Here is a 14,314-nt window from a genome sequence, read left to right on the forward strand (position 1 = left end):
CAATGGTGATCACAAGGTCTGACGACCCGACCGCGCCGGAGGTTCCCTCACCTCGGTGCGACCCGCCGAGTTTGTGACGCGCGGCCGTCCGGCACTCCGACCACGGTCAGCACCCGCCCGAGAGGCATTGCAGCCCAGGTCATTTGCTCGACCAGCCGGTACGGAACCGACTGGTGCGTCACGCACAACCGGTCACCGTGGGGGTCCACGGCAAAACGAAACAGCGGGTAACGCCCAGCTGACCGGTTCGGGCACGGTCCGTGGTTCGCCCGCCCGCTAAGGATCGATCTCCTGTTGCGCTATCCCCGATTCGCCGGGCAAGGTACAAGGCGCCGGGGCGAATCGAGACAGCCGAGGAGTGGTCAATGCCCGTATTGCCTACGCGCGGGGTCCCCTTCGACAGCACGCAGGTCAGCCGGCGCGGCTTTCTCGTCGCCGGTATCGCCGGCGGCTTCGCGCTCACCGGTTGCGGGCCCTCCGACCCGAAGCCGGCCGCTAATGCGGCGCTGGACTCGGCCATCGCGGCGGCCGAGGCGGCACGCCCCCACAGTGGGCGCACCGTGAACCTGAGCCTGACTCCGCAGCCCGCGACGATCGACCTGGGAGGAGTGATCGCCCAGACGCAGGCCTTCGGCGATGCGATCCCGGGGCCGTTGATCCGCGCCAGCATCGGCGACGAACTGGTAATCAAGGTCACCAACCGGTTGGACCAACCCACCTCCGTCCATTGGCACGGCATCACCCTGCGCAACGACATGGACGGAGCCGAGCCCGCAACCCCGAACATCCCCGCCGGTCAGGAGTTCACCTACCGGTTCTCGGTCCCGGACCCGGGCACGTATTGGGCCCACCCGCACGTCGGACTCCAGGATGACTTGGGCCTGTACCTGCCGATCGTGATCGACGATCCGACGGAGTCGGTCGACTATGACGCGGAATGGATTGTCGTCCTTGATGATTGGACTGACGGAGTCGGCAAGAGTCCGCAGCAGCTTTTAGACGAGCTCACATCACCGAACAAGCCCAGCATGCCGATGCAGACGTCTACACCGACGACTTCGGGGACGACGACGACCACCAGCCCGACCACAATCACGGTGACCCCGGGCACTGGAACCTCGCCTGCGACCGCGACCCCCGCGGCGGCGGAAGCCGAAGTCGGCAAGAGCGACCTGCTCGGCGGCGATGCTGGAGACATCGACTACCCCTACTACCTGATCAACGGCCGAATCCCAGCCGCTCCCACCACCTTCGACGCGAAGTCGGGCCAACGGATCCGGATCCGGTTCATCAACGCCGGTGCGGACACCGCATTCCGGGTAGCGTTGGCGGGCCATTCGATGACCGTCACCCACACCGACGGTTACCCCGTGGTTCCCACGCAGGTCGATGCGCTGCTGATCGGCATGGCGGAACGCTACGACGTCATCGTCACCGCCGCGGACGGCATCTTCCCGCTCGTGGCCGCGGCCGAAGGCAAGAACGCCGTGGCGCGTGCGTTGCTTTCCACCGGGACGGGCAGCGTGCCCGACCCGAACTTCCGGCCCGCGGAACTCACCCGAAGAGTGGGTACCGTCGAGATGTTCACCGCCACAGCGCCGGCCGACTTAGGGCGGGCCGATGCCAGCCTCACCCTGCCGGTGGTATTGGGCGGAAACATGATGAAGTACGACTGGACGATCAACGGCCAGCCCTACAGCAGGACCGATCCGCTGCACGTGCGCGAGGGCCAACGCCCCACTCTGGCATTCGACAACCAGACGATGATGTTTCACCCGATGCACTTGCACGGCCACACTTTCCAGATCGTCAATCCCGACGGCAGTCCGGGCGCCCGCAAGGACACCGTCATAGTGCTGCCGAACCAAAAACTCAATGCCGTCCTGGTCGCCGACAATCCCGGGGTGTGGATGTTTCACTGCCACAACAAGTATCACCAGGACGCCGGCATGCAGACACGAATTGACTACCTCTTCTGACCGGCGAGGGTGCGTGTTTGTACGCCGACACGCCGTCGCAGGCGAACAACTGCGCACGCTCGGCGCTCAGGATCCGAAGAACTCCAGCAGCAACTCGTTGACCGTCGACGCCTGCTCGATCTGTGGGCAGTGACCCGCGTCGTCGACCACCGTCCAGCGGCCACCCTCGATCTGCTCGGCAATTTCTGCGGCCCAGCCCGCCGGCAGCAGCTTGTCGGCTCCGCCCTCGATCACCAGGGTGGGCACTTTGATCCGGTCGTACGCCCGCGCGGTGGACGGGGTTTGCGGCGGCGAACCGCCGGGACGGCGAAAACGCGCCGCGGCGATGGCCTCCCAGGCTCCCGGTGCCGTGCTTGATTCGTAACGCCGTCGGACGTAGTCCCCATCGGTCGGGTAGGCAGCGTCGTAGAACAGCGCCCCGACGATGCTGCGCATCGCCGGCAGGGTCGCGTCGTATTGTTGCAGCGCCTCAAAGTGCTTGTTCTGCTGGATCTCTCCGCCACCGCAGATGATCGCCAGGCTCCGGATCGGCAGCCGGGGCGCCGCGGACGTGGCGTCGTTGAGCAGATTGATGGCACCCATCGAGTTGCCGACGAAATGGGCCGAGTCGATGCCTTGTTCCTCGCAGAAGCGTGCCACGTGCCGAATCCGCATCCCGCGGCCGTCGACGAAGTCGACAACCTTCGCCGACCCGCCGTAACCCAACATGTCGGGCGCCAGCACGTGATATCGAGCGGCCAGGGCGGCGATGTTGCGCTCCCAACCCAATTCGGCGCTGGCGCCGAACTCGCCGCCGTGCAGCAACACCATCGGTTCGCCCTGGCCGGCCTCGAGGTAGCCGGTGACCAGGCCGTCGACGAATGTCGTCCTGCGCTGAATCTGCGTCACTTGATCGCTATCGGATTCACCGGAGAGCCCACGGCGCCAACGAATCTCAGCGGCGGCGCAACAAGCTGGAACTCATAGACGCCGTCAGTCGCACAGTCGGCCGCCAGCGCGGCGAGGTCCCAGTACTCGCCGAGCATCAGCCCCATGTCGCGCAGGCAGAGCAGGTGGAAGGGCAGAAACACGCCCTCGACGCCGGACACCGGATCCTCGACCTGCAGATTGTCGGCCGCCACGGCCGCGATCTCGTGATCGTGCAGCCACTGCGCGCAGCGCCAGTCCAGGCCGGAATACGGCTCGGTCTTGTTGCCGGTCATCAGAAACCTTGTCCACCAACCGGTTCTGATCAAAATGATGTCGCCGCGCCCGATCGTCACGCCCTGGGCGCGTACCACGTCATCCAGTTCCTCGGGGGCGATCGGGTTACCGTGCTGCAGGAAGACTTCGGCGCCGCGGTGCCGCACCAGATCCAGCAGCACGCCGCGCGACGTGATGCCCTTGCCGTCGACCTTTTCGATACCAAGGTGCACGGCTCCCAGGCTGGTCACCGAGCCCGCCGGGAAGTCGTTGTAGAGCCTGTCGTCGTAGTACACGTGGGACAGCGCATCCCACTGAGTCGCCGCCTGCAGCGGCATGATGATCATGTCGTCGTTGAAGCGGAACAGACTGTCGCTGAAGTACGGGCCCATCTGCGCCGCCGTGGGGTTGCGTGCCCACCCGGGCCCGTACTGGCCCAGCGTGCTCGCGTCCCCACCGTCGACAGTCATCACATGGATCGGGTTGTGCCGGAATCCGAAGGCGCCCTGGGGACCTGAGGAGCCGAAGTCAACGCCGAGCGGGAACACCTTTCCGTGCCGGACCAGACTCGCGGCTTGTTGGACCTTCTCGGCGGTGATGAAGTTGAGCGTGCCGAGCTCGTCGGCGTCTCCCCACCGCCCCCAGTTGCTGAGATCGCTTGCGGTCCGGCGAAAGTCGGTCACGCTGGCCATGGGGCCCGTCCTTCCTCGAGTTCGCGGGCGATCGCGGCGCCAACGTTTCCGCCGTCGACCCACACGACCTGGCCCGAAATATAGCTGGCCGCGCGGCTGTTCAGAAACAGCAGCACGGCGGCCTGCTCGGCGGGATCGGAAACGCGGCCCAACGGCTTGGGGATGTCGTCGAGGAACCCCTGTCCGTAGGCGGTTCGCAGCTGGTCGAGGATCGGGGTCTCGGTGACACCCGGACCGGTGCAGTTGATCCGGATTCCCCGCGCCCCAAGCGGAGTCGCCTGCCGCATCGTGTAGAGGATGACGGCCTCCTTGGACAACTGGTAACCGGTGCCCAGCGCGTCGGGGTGGCGTCGGCACCAATCGATACCTTCGGGCATGGTTGCGGTGTTCAGCAGCGGCGCCACCTGATGCAGATGCTCCCGATAGGCCGCGGCGGCCAGCGACGACACGCTCACGATGGACGATCCCGCCGTCATCCGCGGGGCCAGCGCCTCGGTGACATGCCGCAGGCCCAAAAAGTTGACCGTGACGACCAGCAACGGGTCACCGATCCCCGAGGACACGCCGGCGACGTTAAACAGCGCGTCGACTTCGCCGTCGATAGCCGCGACGGCACCGTCGATGGATCCCGGATCGGCGAGGTCAACCTCGTGAAAGTCGTTGATTGCGAACCCAGGCCGGCACTTGTCCAACCCGACGACCTGCGCCCCGAGTTCGGCGAGCCGGCGCGCCACCTGTTCGCCGATGCCTGACGCGCACCCGACGACCACCGCGCGGCGGCCGTCGTAACGCCACAGCTCGTCGATCTGGCCCAAATCAGGGGCCTTCCAGTGTCACTTGGCCTGCTGCTCCTTCGCACGCTGCGCCGCCTGGACGCGGCCCTCGTTGATCTCCGCCATGGCTTCGGGGATCTCGCTGGCGGTGAACTTACCGCCGCGACCGGTCGGCAGGCCCCCGAACGAATAGTTTTCATCGAAAGCCGGCGCGGTCGACTCGGGCCGACGCGCCTCGACCTTTTCGATGACGGGTGCCAACCGGGTAGCCTTGTCGGCCAACGCCTTCGCGTCGCGCTCGATGAATTCGGGCAGCACCTCCTTGCCCATCAGCTCGATGGACTCCATGGTGCCCTCGTGGCTGCGCGGGTTGAGCAGCAGGATGATTTCGTCGACACCGCTCTCCTCGTAGCCACGCAGGAACTCGCGCACGGTGGCAGGGGAACCGATGGCGCCGCGTCCGGGACCATAGGCCAGCGTCGGGTCCTTCTCCACCTCCTCGAGGTAGCGCTGCCACACCCCGGTCCGCCCGGGGGTGTGCACTCCGGTCATGTAGTAGTGCATGATGCCGAACGAGAAAAAGCCACCGCCCTGCCCGAGACGGTCCAGTGCCTGTTCGTCGGTCTTAGCGACCATCATCGACAGGTCGCCGCCGATGGCCAGGATGTTCGGGTTGATCGCGGGCGTGACCGGGACGCCGTTCTCCTCGAACTCCTTGTAGTAGCCGTTGACCCGCTCGGTCAGCGGCCCAGGACCGGTGTAGGCGAAACTCAAAGCACCGATGGCCTTTTGGGCCGCCATCTGCACACTGGCGGGACGGGTGCAGGCGACCCACACCGGCGGGTGCGGCTTTTGCATTGGCTTCGGGATGACGTTGCGGGCGGGCATCTCGATGTGCTGGCCTTTGAATCCGGAGAAGGGCTCCTCGATCATGCAGCGGATCGCGACTTCGAGGGCCTCTTCCCACTGCGCCCGCTTGTCGGCGGGATCGATGTTGAATCCGCCGAGTTCACCGACCGATGACGATTCCCCGGTGCCGAATTCGACTCTCCCGTTGGACACCAGGTCGAGGGTGGCGATGCGTTCGGCCACGCGGGCGGGATGGTTGACCGCGGGCGGTAAGTGCATGATGCCGAACCCCAACCGGATGTTCTTGGTCCGCTGGCTGGCCGCGGCCAAAAACATCTCCGGCGCGGTGGAATGGCAATACTCCTCGAGGAAGTGGTGCTCGGTCAGCCAGACGGTGGAAAAGCCGGCCTTGTCGGCGGCCTCGACCTCGTCGAGACAGTCCTGCAACAGGATCCATTCGTCGTCCGGGGCCCACGGGCGCGGCAGCGCGAATTCGTAGAACAGTGAAATTTTCATTCGTTACCTCCTATGAGAGTTAAGGGTCTGTGCGGCTTTCTGTTCCGCGATGTGCTTCGCCGCGATATAGCCGAAGGTCATGGCGGGCCCGATGGTCGCCCCGGCGCCGGCATAGCTGCGACCCATCACCGGCGCGGAGGTGTTGCCCACGGCATAGAGCCCAGGCACCACGGTGTCATCCGGGCGCAGGACACGTGCGTACTCGTCGGTGCGCAGACCGCCCGAGGTTCCCAGGTCGCCGAGAACAATTCGGAAGGCGTAGTAGGGCGGGTCACCCAGCGGATACAGGTTGGGGTTTGGCAGGGTGGGGTCGCCGTAGTAGTTGTCGTAAACGCTGTCGCCGCGGTTGAAGTCATCGTCGTGGCCCCTGCGCGCGAGTTCGTTGAAACGCGCCGCCGTCGCCCGGAGTTGTTCCGCCGGGACGCAGATCTTGGAAGCCATTTCGTCCCACGTCGTCGCGGCCTTGACGACGCCGGACTCCAGCCACGCAGCCGGCACCTTGCGGCCGGTGGGCACCGGAGCCCCCGGGATCTTCGGAATCGGCAGATGACCCGCGACGACGTAGCGGTTGAACGAGCGGTGATCGGTGATGAGCCAGCACGGGATGTGCGTAATCCCGGACTTCTGTCCGTCGATCATGGCGTGGCCGAAGTCCATGTAGGGCGCGGCCTCGTTGATAAACCGCTTACCGGCGCCGTTGACGATGAACTGGGCCGGCATCATCCGTTCGTTCAACATGAATTGCATTCGACCGTCGGGCCATTGGATCGCGGGAAACCACCAGGCCTCGTCGAGCAGATCCGTCGCCGCACCCACCTTCTGACCCGCCCGAATGCCGTCGCCCATGGCCGCGGGATTCCCAAAGCTCCAGTCTTGATCCACGACGGGCAGCAGCTCTTTGCGCCAGGCCAGGTCGTGGTCGAAACCCCCGGCGGCCAGGATCACCCCGCGCCGCGCACCGATCCGCTGCGTCGTGCCCAGCCTCTCCAGTAGGACCCCGGTCACCGTTCCGTCAAGGTCAGTGACCAGTTCGGTCATCGCAGAGTCCAGCCACAGCGGAATGCCGTGGTCCCTCATCGCGAGCCGCAACCGCGCCGTCAGCGACTGTCCGATCGCGGCCATCCGTTCGTTGAGCACCCGTGCTCGGACCATACGCGAGATCAGCTTGACCAGAACGCCTTTCCCGGCCCACGACTGACGGATCCGGTAAAAGGACCGCAATTCCTTGGGGCCCAGCCAGATTCCTTTGGGAGCCAGCGCCAGCGGCTGCAGCATTTTCTGCTCGTCGGCACCCAGCTTGCGCAGATCGATGGGCGGAACGTTGATCGTGCTGCCGAGTTCGGAGCCGCCGGAGAGTTGGGGATAGTAGTCGGCATAGCCCGGCTTCCAGACGAATTCGAGCCAGGTGCTGTGCCCTTCGAGGAATGCGAGCATTTTCGGTGCCGATTCGACGTATTGCCGCAGCCGCGCCTCACTGACCAGACCGTCGGTGATCTGCCGCAGATAGTCGACGACACCGTCGGGGTCAGGGGCATAGCCTTCTCGGCGCTGCGCGGGTGCGCCCGGTACCCAGATGCCGCCACCGGAAAGTGCGGTGGAACCGCCGAAGTGGCTGGACTTCTCCACGACCAAGGCGTCGAGTCCCACCGCGGCGGCCGTCAACGCCGCAGTCATGCCGCCACCGCCGGACCCGACGATGACCACGTCGACAACGTGATCGAATGCGGGTGAATTCGCCGATGTCATGCCGTCGGCACCGCCGTTCTGATGGCGAAGCCGGCGATCAGTTCGGCAGCGGGCTTGTAGTACCGCAACTTAGTCTGGAACGGACCCCTCGTTGCCAGCGCCGCGAAAGCCGCTACCCACGTCCGTATTTCGTGCGCGGAGGTACCGCCCTGGTTTACCACGAACGAGTTCGACCACTGATCGAGTTGGTCAAGGCGTCCACCATCGAGGATCGCCAGGAAGCGCTGATCCCAGGTCGGGTTGAGGGCCTGCAGGTCGCTGTCTCCACCGGCGAAGCTCCTGGCGGCCTCCATCACGACGGCCTGGCGTGCTTGGCGCTGTTCGGGCGTCATCGCTTCGCCGTGCACGATCCGCTGCAGCACCGGTGGAGACGCACTGGCCAGGGTCGGCACCGGCGGACTGTGGGAGAGCCCACCGGATCCGATCACCAGGACCCGCTTGTCCAGGGTTGACAGGTAGCTGCCGACCGCGGCACCGAGCGCCCGACATCGATGCATGGGGCCCAGCGGCACGGCGATCGCATTGATGAAGATCGGGATCACCGGATGCGACAACGCGTCACCGAAGAGCTTCTCCAGCGGTTGGACGGTCCCGTGATCCACGTCCATGCTCGCCGACACCGCGATGTCTACGCCCGAGTCGAGAATGGCCTTGGCGCAGTCACCCGCCACGTCTTCAGGGACGTCTAGCGGACCGGCATGGGTCCCGTAGTCGCCAACTCCACTGGCGCTCATACCGATACAGAACGGCGGCATTACCTTGTAGAAGAACCCGTTGTAGTGATCCGGGGAAAAGATGACAACCAGCTCGGGGTCGTAGTCTTCGACGAATGTCCGCGCCTGCGCGATCGCGGCCCCGACGTCGTCAAGCAGGTCCCGAGACGGCCCCGGTAGATTCAGCAGCGGGCTGTGGGACATACAGCACAGAGCCAGCGGCACTTGGCAATTCACCCCCTCCCGGAATGAGGGTGAGGGTATCCAGCAGCGACGCGCTGAGCTCGGGTGCGAGCTGAGCGATGCACGCGCCCGCGATGCACCGATCGGGGCGAAGGAACAACACCGATTCCTGGTGTGCGTCGAACCAGGCCTTGAGCTCTCCGCTGCGGTCGCCGACGACGACCACTTCGGGGTCTTCACCGGGGTCTTCAGCGCGGTCTGCGAGGCGGTCTGCAGAGGTCGCGGTGCCGGTCCAGTGCAGCTGCGTCAGTGGCCGCAGGGCGATAAACCGCGCACCCATGGCCTTCCAGTTCGCGAACGCCTCCCCACCCAGGATCTTGCGCGGGTCGTTGTTCCAACACAACACCGCGAACCAGGCGCCTAGCACGTCGTCCAACAACACACCCTGCTGCGTGCGGGTATCGACCCGGGGCTGAATGAACAGGGTCCCGACGGGTGATTGGCCCCGCCGCGGCTCTCGCGGGTCTGGGTGTACCACGGCCCCTTGCTCGTAGCGCGGCATCGGCTTGAACCGCATCTCCAGCACATATCGCTTGAGCGACGGCACAATTGACGCCGAACGCACCAGGACGTCCCGCGCGGTGGCGATCCGGCGGTTGGTGGGCGAAATCACCCGACCCACCATCGTGGAGAGGTCAATCATCGCCCGCGCGTGCTTGCGTCGCTCGACGTCGTAGCTGTCCAGCAGCTTGTCATCGGCCAGGCCATTGACCACCGCGGCCAGCTTCCACCCAAGGTTGGCCGCATCCCGGATGCCGCTGTTGTAGCCCTGTCCCTGCCACACCGGCATCAGGTGCGCGGCATCGCCGGCCAGTAGCAGCCGGTCGCTGCGGAAGGCTCCGGCGATTCGGGAGTGGTGGGTGTAGACCCGACGCCGGATCACGTCGACGCGATCGGGGTGCGGCACCAGGCGGGCCAGCATCTGCCTCAGGAACGCGGGATCCTGCGCCTGCTCGTCGGACTCGTCGGCGTGAATCATGAACTCGAACCGGCGAATCCCGTGTGCGATCGAGATCGAGGCATAGGGTCGTTCGGGGTCGGCACCCACCTCGCTGTTCGGGTGACCCAGCGGATCGTTGGCGATATCGACGACCAGCCACCGCGTGGAAGACGTGGTGCCGTCGAAGGAGACCCCCATCATTCTGCGGGTCATGCTGCGCCCCCCGTCGCAGCCCACCACGTAACGCGCACGCACACTCGCCGTGTCGCCGAGTTGGACAGTCACCGCGTCGGCGGTCTGCAGGCACGAGGTCATTGGGCTGTCCCACCGCACCTCGACATGCTCGAATCTCTCTAGGCCGCGCAACAATTCGGCATCGACGAGCGGCTGAACGAAGCCATTGCGCCTCGGCCAACCAAAACGCGCGTCCGGGGGGGCCATTTCGGCGAGCACCCGCCGGTCGGCATCTAAGAACCGCAGGATCTGATTGGGTACCGTGTGCGGCAGGACGCGGTCGACCAGGCCGATCGACTGGAAGGTCCGCAGCGCCTCGTCGTCCAGTCCGACCCCGCGCGGGTAGTCGATCAGCGAACCGCGCTCCTCGACCACCAGCGTCCGAACACCCTGCAGGCCAAGGATATTGGCCAGCGTCAGCCCAACCGGACCGGCGCCCACCACCAAGACGAGGACGTCTCTATCCTGCCCATCGGCCGCCATCAGCGTCCCAGCAGGAAGTCGAGATGCAGTTGGTTGAAGGTCTTGGCGTCCTCGTACTGCGGCCAGTGACCGCAGCCCTGCATCACCTCAAACCGCGCGCCGGGAATCATCGCGGCCATGCGGCGGCCCTCGGTCACGTCGGCGGTAGGGTCATCGCTGGTCCACAGCACCAGCGTGGGCGAGGTGATGGAACCGTATTCGACCGGACCGAGAGTGTTGCGGGCCCGTATTTCCGGATCCTGCAGCGCCATGATGTCGCGCATCGCCGCGACGAAACCCGGTTGGCGATAGATCCGCTGCCGACTGGCAACCAGGTCGTCGTAATCCTTTGACTTGTCCGCCATCAGCCACTTGATGCGGGCCTGGACCGTCTCCCATGTCGGATTCTCCGCGGCCGCCATCGACAGGGTGATAATCCGTTGCATCACAACCGGATCGGCCTGGGAACCGCCGGCGGTGTTCAGCACCAGCCGGTCGATCACGTCGGGATGATCGACGGCGGCACGGGCGGCCACCCAGCCGCCCAGTGACTCCCCGCTGACGTGGGCACGTGTCGCCCCGATGGTGCCCAACACGGTCATCAGATGGTCGACGTAGTGGCGCACTTCCAGCGGGTGCCCCGGCTTGTCGGTGTAACCGTGCCCCAGCATGTCGATGGACCAGGTCCAAAAGTGCTCGGCGTGGGCGGCCAAATTGCGGATGTAAGCCTCGGCGTGTCCGCCCGAGCCGTGCAGCAGCATCAGCACCGGTGCGCCCGGCCTGCCGGCCCGTAGATAGCGGGTGCGGACTCCCCCGGCGTCCAGGTAGCCCTGCTCAAACGCGACACCCTGCAGGTCGCTCCAGACGCTCTCGAACTCCGCCACGGTTCCTCTGTGAATTCGGACTGTTTCTGCTCGAGTTGTTGTGCTAACATCGCACGCTGATGTGCGTTATATATGTAGCTTCGCCCTCACGGCCGGGTCTGTCAAGAGCATGACGACCTCAGGGGCCGGGTCGCGAGCGGGATCGCAGACTCTGGCCAGGGGCCTGACCGCGCTACAACTGGTGGCCGCGTCGGGGACCGGTTTGACCGTGCAAGAACTCGCGGACAAAGTCGGAGTGCATCGGACCATCGCGTATCGGTTGTTGTTGACCCTGGCCCAATTCCGGTTGGTCGCCAAAGGGGAAGACGGGCGCTACCGGCCGGCGTCCGGCCTTGCCGTCCTCGGCGCGTCCTTCGACCACAACGTTCGTCAGCTCAGCCTGCCGCTCCTGCGCACGCTGGCCGACGAGCTGGGCACTACCGTGTCGCTGCTGATCGCCGAGGGTGACCAGCAGGTGGCAATCGCGGTGATCGTGCCGACCCACGTCGCCTATCAGCTCTCGTTCCACGAGGGCAGCCGGTACCCACTCGATCGCGGCGCCGCCGGCATCGCGCTGCTTGCGAGCCTGCCCCCCCGACCGGGGGAACGCGAGCTGGTTGCGCAAGCGCGCGACCGCGGTTGGGTGATGACGCATGGGGAGATCGAACCGAATACATACGGCCTGGCCGTCGCGGTCCACCGCCGGGCGCCCTCCCCGCCAACGTGCATCAACCTGATCTCCCACCGCGAAGACGTCGTGCTGCGCGGAAAGGACGCGGTACTCGAAGCCGCACGCCAGCTGTCCGAGCTCTTGAGCTGAGCAGATAACTGACAAAGCTGAAAGGACCGGCCATGTCGTGGGACCACGAAGTCGATGTCGTCGTGCTAGGCAGCGGCGGCGCCGGGCTGACGGCGGCACTGACGTCGGCGGTTGCCGGCGCGTCGGTGGCGGTGTTCGAAAAGGCCCCGACCGCCGGTGGGACCACCGCGGTGTCGGGCGGCATCGTCTGGATTCCGGCCCATAACCGTTGTCCTGAAAGGGAATTGACAGTGCCCGACGCGCTGCAGTACCTGCGCGCCCAGTCGTACGGTTCGATGGACGACGCGCTGGTCGAAACCTTCGTGCAGACGGGTCCGGCGATGCTCGACTTCGTCGAGGCCCACAGCGCGTTGCGCTTCGAGATCGCCGAGGGTTTTCCCGACTACCAGCCGGAACTGCCGGGCGGACAACCGGCCGGTGGTCGATCGCTCAGCGCGGTCGGATTCGACCTGCGCCAGCTCGGCGAGTGGGCCGACCGGATCACCTCGTTCCCGGCCGATTGGTCCAACGTCGGTTTCGACGCTGAGACCAGGGCGCGTCTGCACGCGGCGGTGGACCAACAATCCGAGGAGCTTTGCGTGGCCGGCGCGGCGCTGATCGCCGGTCTGCTCAAGGGTCTGCTGGAGGCAGGGGTGACGCCGCAAACGAATGCGCGCGCCGAGGAGCTGATTACCGACGGTGCGGAAGTGGTCGGGGTCCGGATCGCCGACGGGACCAGGGTGCGGGCCCGGCACGGGGTGGTGCTGGGCACCGGCGGCTTCGAGTGGAATCCCGTTCTGGCGCAGGCCTTTCTGCGCGGCCCGATGCACGGCGCCGTGTCCCCACCGAACAACGTCGGCGACGGACTGCGGATGGCGATGGCGTGCGGCGCCGATCTGGCCAACATGGGCGAAGCGTGGTGGGTGCCGATCGTACGGATCCCCGGCGACACGATCGACGGCAGACAACGCAGCCGCAGCGTGCGACTGGAACGAACCCGCCCGCGCAGCATCATGGTCAATCAGGCGGGGCGGCGGTTCGTCAACGAGGCCTGCGACTACAACTCGATGGCGGGGGCATTCCACTACCTGGACCCCCGGGGCGGCTACGTCAACGACCGCGCCTGGATGGTATTCGACTCGATTCACCTGCAGCGCTACGGCTTCCTGGGTATCGCGCCGGGCGAACCGGTCCCGGACTGGTTCAGTGAATCGGCCGATCTGACCGAGCTGGGCGCCAAGACGGGCATCGACGCCGACGGCCTGATCCGCACGATCGAGGACTGGAACCGCCATGTCGGTGCTGGTGCCGACCCTGAATTCGGCCGCGGCTCAAGCGCTTACGACGGTTACTGGGGCGACGACACCGCGACCACACTGGCCGGGAAGACGCTTGGGCCGATCGACACCGCGCCCTTCTACGCGGTGCCGGTCTGCGTGGGCGCGATGGGCACCAAGGGCGGACCTCGGACCGACCGCGACGGGCGCGTGCTTCATGTCAGCGGCGAGCCCATTCCGGGGCTGTTTGCCGCCGGCAACGCGATGGCGGGCCCGACCGGCCGGGCCTACGGCGGCGCGGGCGGGACCATTGGTCCGGCAATGGTATTCGGCTATCGGGCGGGCCATGCCGCCGCGGCCGGAAAGTCGGTTGACCCCGCTTAGTTGGAGCGAGATGACGCGCAGGTGGCGTCCGCGAGCGATCGCGATCACCTTGTGCACCTCACGTTGGCGGTCCCTCGCTCAGCAGCCGTTCGGCCGCCCCATACGGATCGTCCTGGCCATCGACCACCGATTCGGCGAGCCGCTCGAGGTCAGCACGAGTGCGCAACCGGGTCTGCGCCAGGGACAGGATCAGGGCGCGGGCGCGCGCCAGCCGGCGTTCGCGGCTGTCGGCGCGGTGATGCGCCTCGATCGCGGCCACTAAGTCTGTGACGCCTTCGCCTCTGGCGGCGATGAGACTGACGATCGGCGCGGAGGTTTCCGCACGCAGGTCCCGCACGGTCTGCTCGGCACCGTCACGGTCGGCCTTGTTGACGACGACGATGTCGGCGACCTCCAACAGACCCGCCTTGGCCGCCTGCACCGCATCGCCCGCACCGGGATTGAGTATGACCACGGTCGGGTCGGCGACGGCGGCGATCTCGATCTCGGACTGCCCCACCCCGACTGTTTCCAACAGGATCACGCCGTACCCGATCGCGCCCAGCAGCCGGATAGCCGCGGGAACCGCCGCGGCCAGACCGCCGAGGTGACCGCGGGCGGCAACCGAACGGATCAGCACTTCGGAATCGTTGATATGAACCGCCATTCGGATCCGATCGCCC

Annotated in this window: 12 protein-coding genes; 3 read left to right on the forward strand and 9 right to left on the reverse strand. The window is 66.2% G+C overall.

Annotated elements, in window-relative coordinates:
* Positions 1 to 365: 365 nt before the first annotated feature.
* Positions 366 to 1,979, forward strand: a complete 1,614-nt coding sequence (locus JO236_RS06960) for a multicopper oxidase family protein (protein ID WP_293326558.1) — start codon at positions 366 to 368, stop codon at positions 1,977 to 1,979.
* Between the two features lie 66 nt (positions 1,980 to 2,045).
* Here the strand turns inward: JO236_RS06960 and JO236_RS06965 are convergent, their stop codons facing one another.
* The 8 genes from JO236_RS06965 to JO236_RS07000 are packed head-to-tail and all read right to left on the reverse strand — an operon-like array spanning position 2,046 to position 11,213.
* Entirely contained in the window at positions 2,046 to 2,867 is an 822-nt protein-coding gene (locus tag JO236_RS06965; protein WP_293326561.1) for an alpha/beta fold hydrolase, read from the reverse strand.
* Positions 2,864 to 3,853 carry a cyclase family protein gene (locus tag JO236_RS06970; RefSeq protein ID WP_293326564.1) on the reverse strand — a complete coding sequence of 330 codons (990 nt, stop codon included), beginning with the start codon at positions 3,851 to 3,853 and terminating at the stop codon, positions 2,864 to 2,866. Before JO236_RS06970 ends, JO236_RS06965 begins: the two co-directional genes overlap by 4 nt.
* Positions 3,841 to 4,668: a coniferyl-alcohol dehydrogenase gene (locus JO236_RS06975; protein ID WP_293326567.1), complete on the reverse strand. Its 828-nt coding sequence runs from the start codon at positions 4,666 to 4,668 to the stop codon at positions 3,841 to 3,843. The genes JO236_RS06970 and JO236_RS06975 overlap by 13 nt, the downstream gene beginning before the upstream one ends.
* 18 nt (positions 4,669 to 4,686) lie before the next feature.
* On the reverse strand, positions 4,687 to 5,991 hold the full coding sequence (locus JO236_RS06980; protein WP_293326570.1) for an LLM class flavin-dependent oxidoreductase: 1,305 nt from the start codon (positions 5,989 to 5,991) through the stop codon (positions 4,687 to 4,689).
* A gap of 3 nt (positions 5,992 to 5,994) precedes the next feature.
* On the reverse strand, positions 5,995 to 7,737 hold the full coding sequence (locus tag JO236_RS06985; protein ID WP_293326572.1) for an FAD-binding protein: 1,743 nt from the start codon (positions 7,735 to 7,737) through the stop codon (positions 5,995 to 5,997).
* Positions 7,734 to 8,654: a 3-carboxyethylcatechol 2,3-dioxygenase gene (locus JO236_RS06990; protein ID WP_293326575.1), complete on the reverse strand. Its 921-nt coding sequence runs from the start codon at positions 8,652 to 8,654 to the stop codon at positions 7,734 to 7,736. Before JO236_RS06990 ends, JO236_RS06985 begins: the two co-directional genes overlap by 4 nt.
* A complete protein-coding gene (locus tag JO236_RS06995; protein ID WP_293326578.1) occupies positions 8,602 to 10,350 on the reverse strand; it encodes a bifunctional 3-(3-hydroxy-phenyl)propionate/3-hydroxycinnamic acid hydroxylase in 1,749 nt (582 codons plus the stop codon). The genes JO236_RS06990 and JO236_RS06995 overlap by 53 nt, the downstream gene beginning before the upstream one ends.
* The gene (locus tag JO236_RS07000) at positions 10,350 to 11,213 is read right to left on the reverse strand and encodes an alpha/beta fold hydrolase (protein ID WP_293326580.1); all 864 of its coding nucleotides are present in this window, start codon (positions 11,211 to 11,213) and stop codon (positions 10,350 to 10,352) included. The genes JO236_RS06995 and JO236_RS07000 overlap by 1 nt, the downstream gene beginning before the upstream one ends.
* Before the next feature lie 109 nt (positions 11,214 to 11,322).
* On the opposite strand from JO236_RS07000, the gene JO236_RS07005 reads away from it, so the two are divergent.
* Together JO236_RS07005 and JO236_RS07010 are read left to right on the forward strand one after the other, a co-directional pair.
* Positions 11,323 to 12,012 (forward strand): IclR family transcriptional regulator, encoded by a 690-nt coding sequence (locus JO236_RS07005; RefSeq protein ID WP_293326583.1) that lies wholly within the window; start codon positions 11,323 to 11,325, stop codon positions 12,010 to 12,012.
* Positions 12,013 to 12,044: 32 nt separating this feature from the next.
* Positions 12,045 to 13,652 (forward strand): FAD-dependent oxidoreductase, encoded by a 1,608-nt coding sequence (locus JO236_RS07010; protein WP_293326586.1) that lies wholly within the window; start codon positions 12,045 to 12,047, stop codon positions 13,650 to 13,652.
* Positions 13,653 to 13,710: 58 nt separating this feature from the next.
* On the opposite strand, the gene JO236_RS07015 is transcribed toward JO236_RS07010, so the two are convergent.
* The coding region (locus JO236_RS07015; protein WP_293326589.1) for a methylmalonyl Co-A mutase-associated GTPase MeaB at positions 13,711 to 14,314 on the reverse strand (604 nt) is incomplete at its 5' end.

The sequence above is a fragment of the Mycobacterium sp. genome, assembly GCF_019247635.1.
Taxonomy (GTDB): domain Bacteria; phylum Actinomycetota; class Actinomycetes; order Mycobacteriales; family Mycobacteriaceae; genus Mycobacterium.

What these genes read in the sequence shown, in the direction of transcription:
- JO236_RS06995 (WP_293326578.1), bottom strand. Translation starts at nt 10,350, where the DNA reads ATGGCGGCCGATGGGCAGGATAGAGACGTCCTCGTCTTGGTGGTGGGC.
- JO236_RS06985 (WP_293326572.1), bottom strand. Translation starts at nt 7,737, where the DNA reads ATGACATCGGCGAATTCACCCGCATTCGATCACGTTGTCGACGTGGTC.
- JO236_RS06990 (WP_293326575.1), bottom strand. Translation starts at nt 8,654, where the DNA reads ATGTCCCACAGCCCGCTGCTGAATCTACCGGGGCCGTCTCGGGACCTG.
- JO236_RS06970 (WP_293326564.1), bottom strand. Translation starts at nt 3,853, where the DNA reads ATGGCCAGCGTGACCGACTTTCGCCGGACCGCAAGCGATCTCAGCAAC.
- JO236_RS07005 (WP_293326583.1), top strand. Translation starts at nt 11,323, where the DNA reads ATGACGACCTCAGGGGCCGGGTCGCGAGCGGGATCGCAGACTCTGGCC.
- JO236_RS06980 (WP_293326570.1), bottom strand. Translation starts at nt 5,991, where the DNA reads ATGAAAATTTCACTGTTCTACGAATTCGCGCTGCCGCGCCCGTGGGCC.
- JO236_RS07010 (WP_293326586.1), top strand. Translation starts at nt 12,045, where the DNA reads ATGTCGTGGGACCACGAAGTCGATGTCGTCGTGCTAGGCAGCGGCGGC.
- JO236_RS06960 (WP_293326558.1), top strand. Translation starts at nt 366, where the DNA reads ATGCCCGTATTGCCTACGCGCGGGGTCCCCTTCGACAGCACGCAGGTC.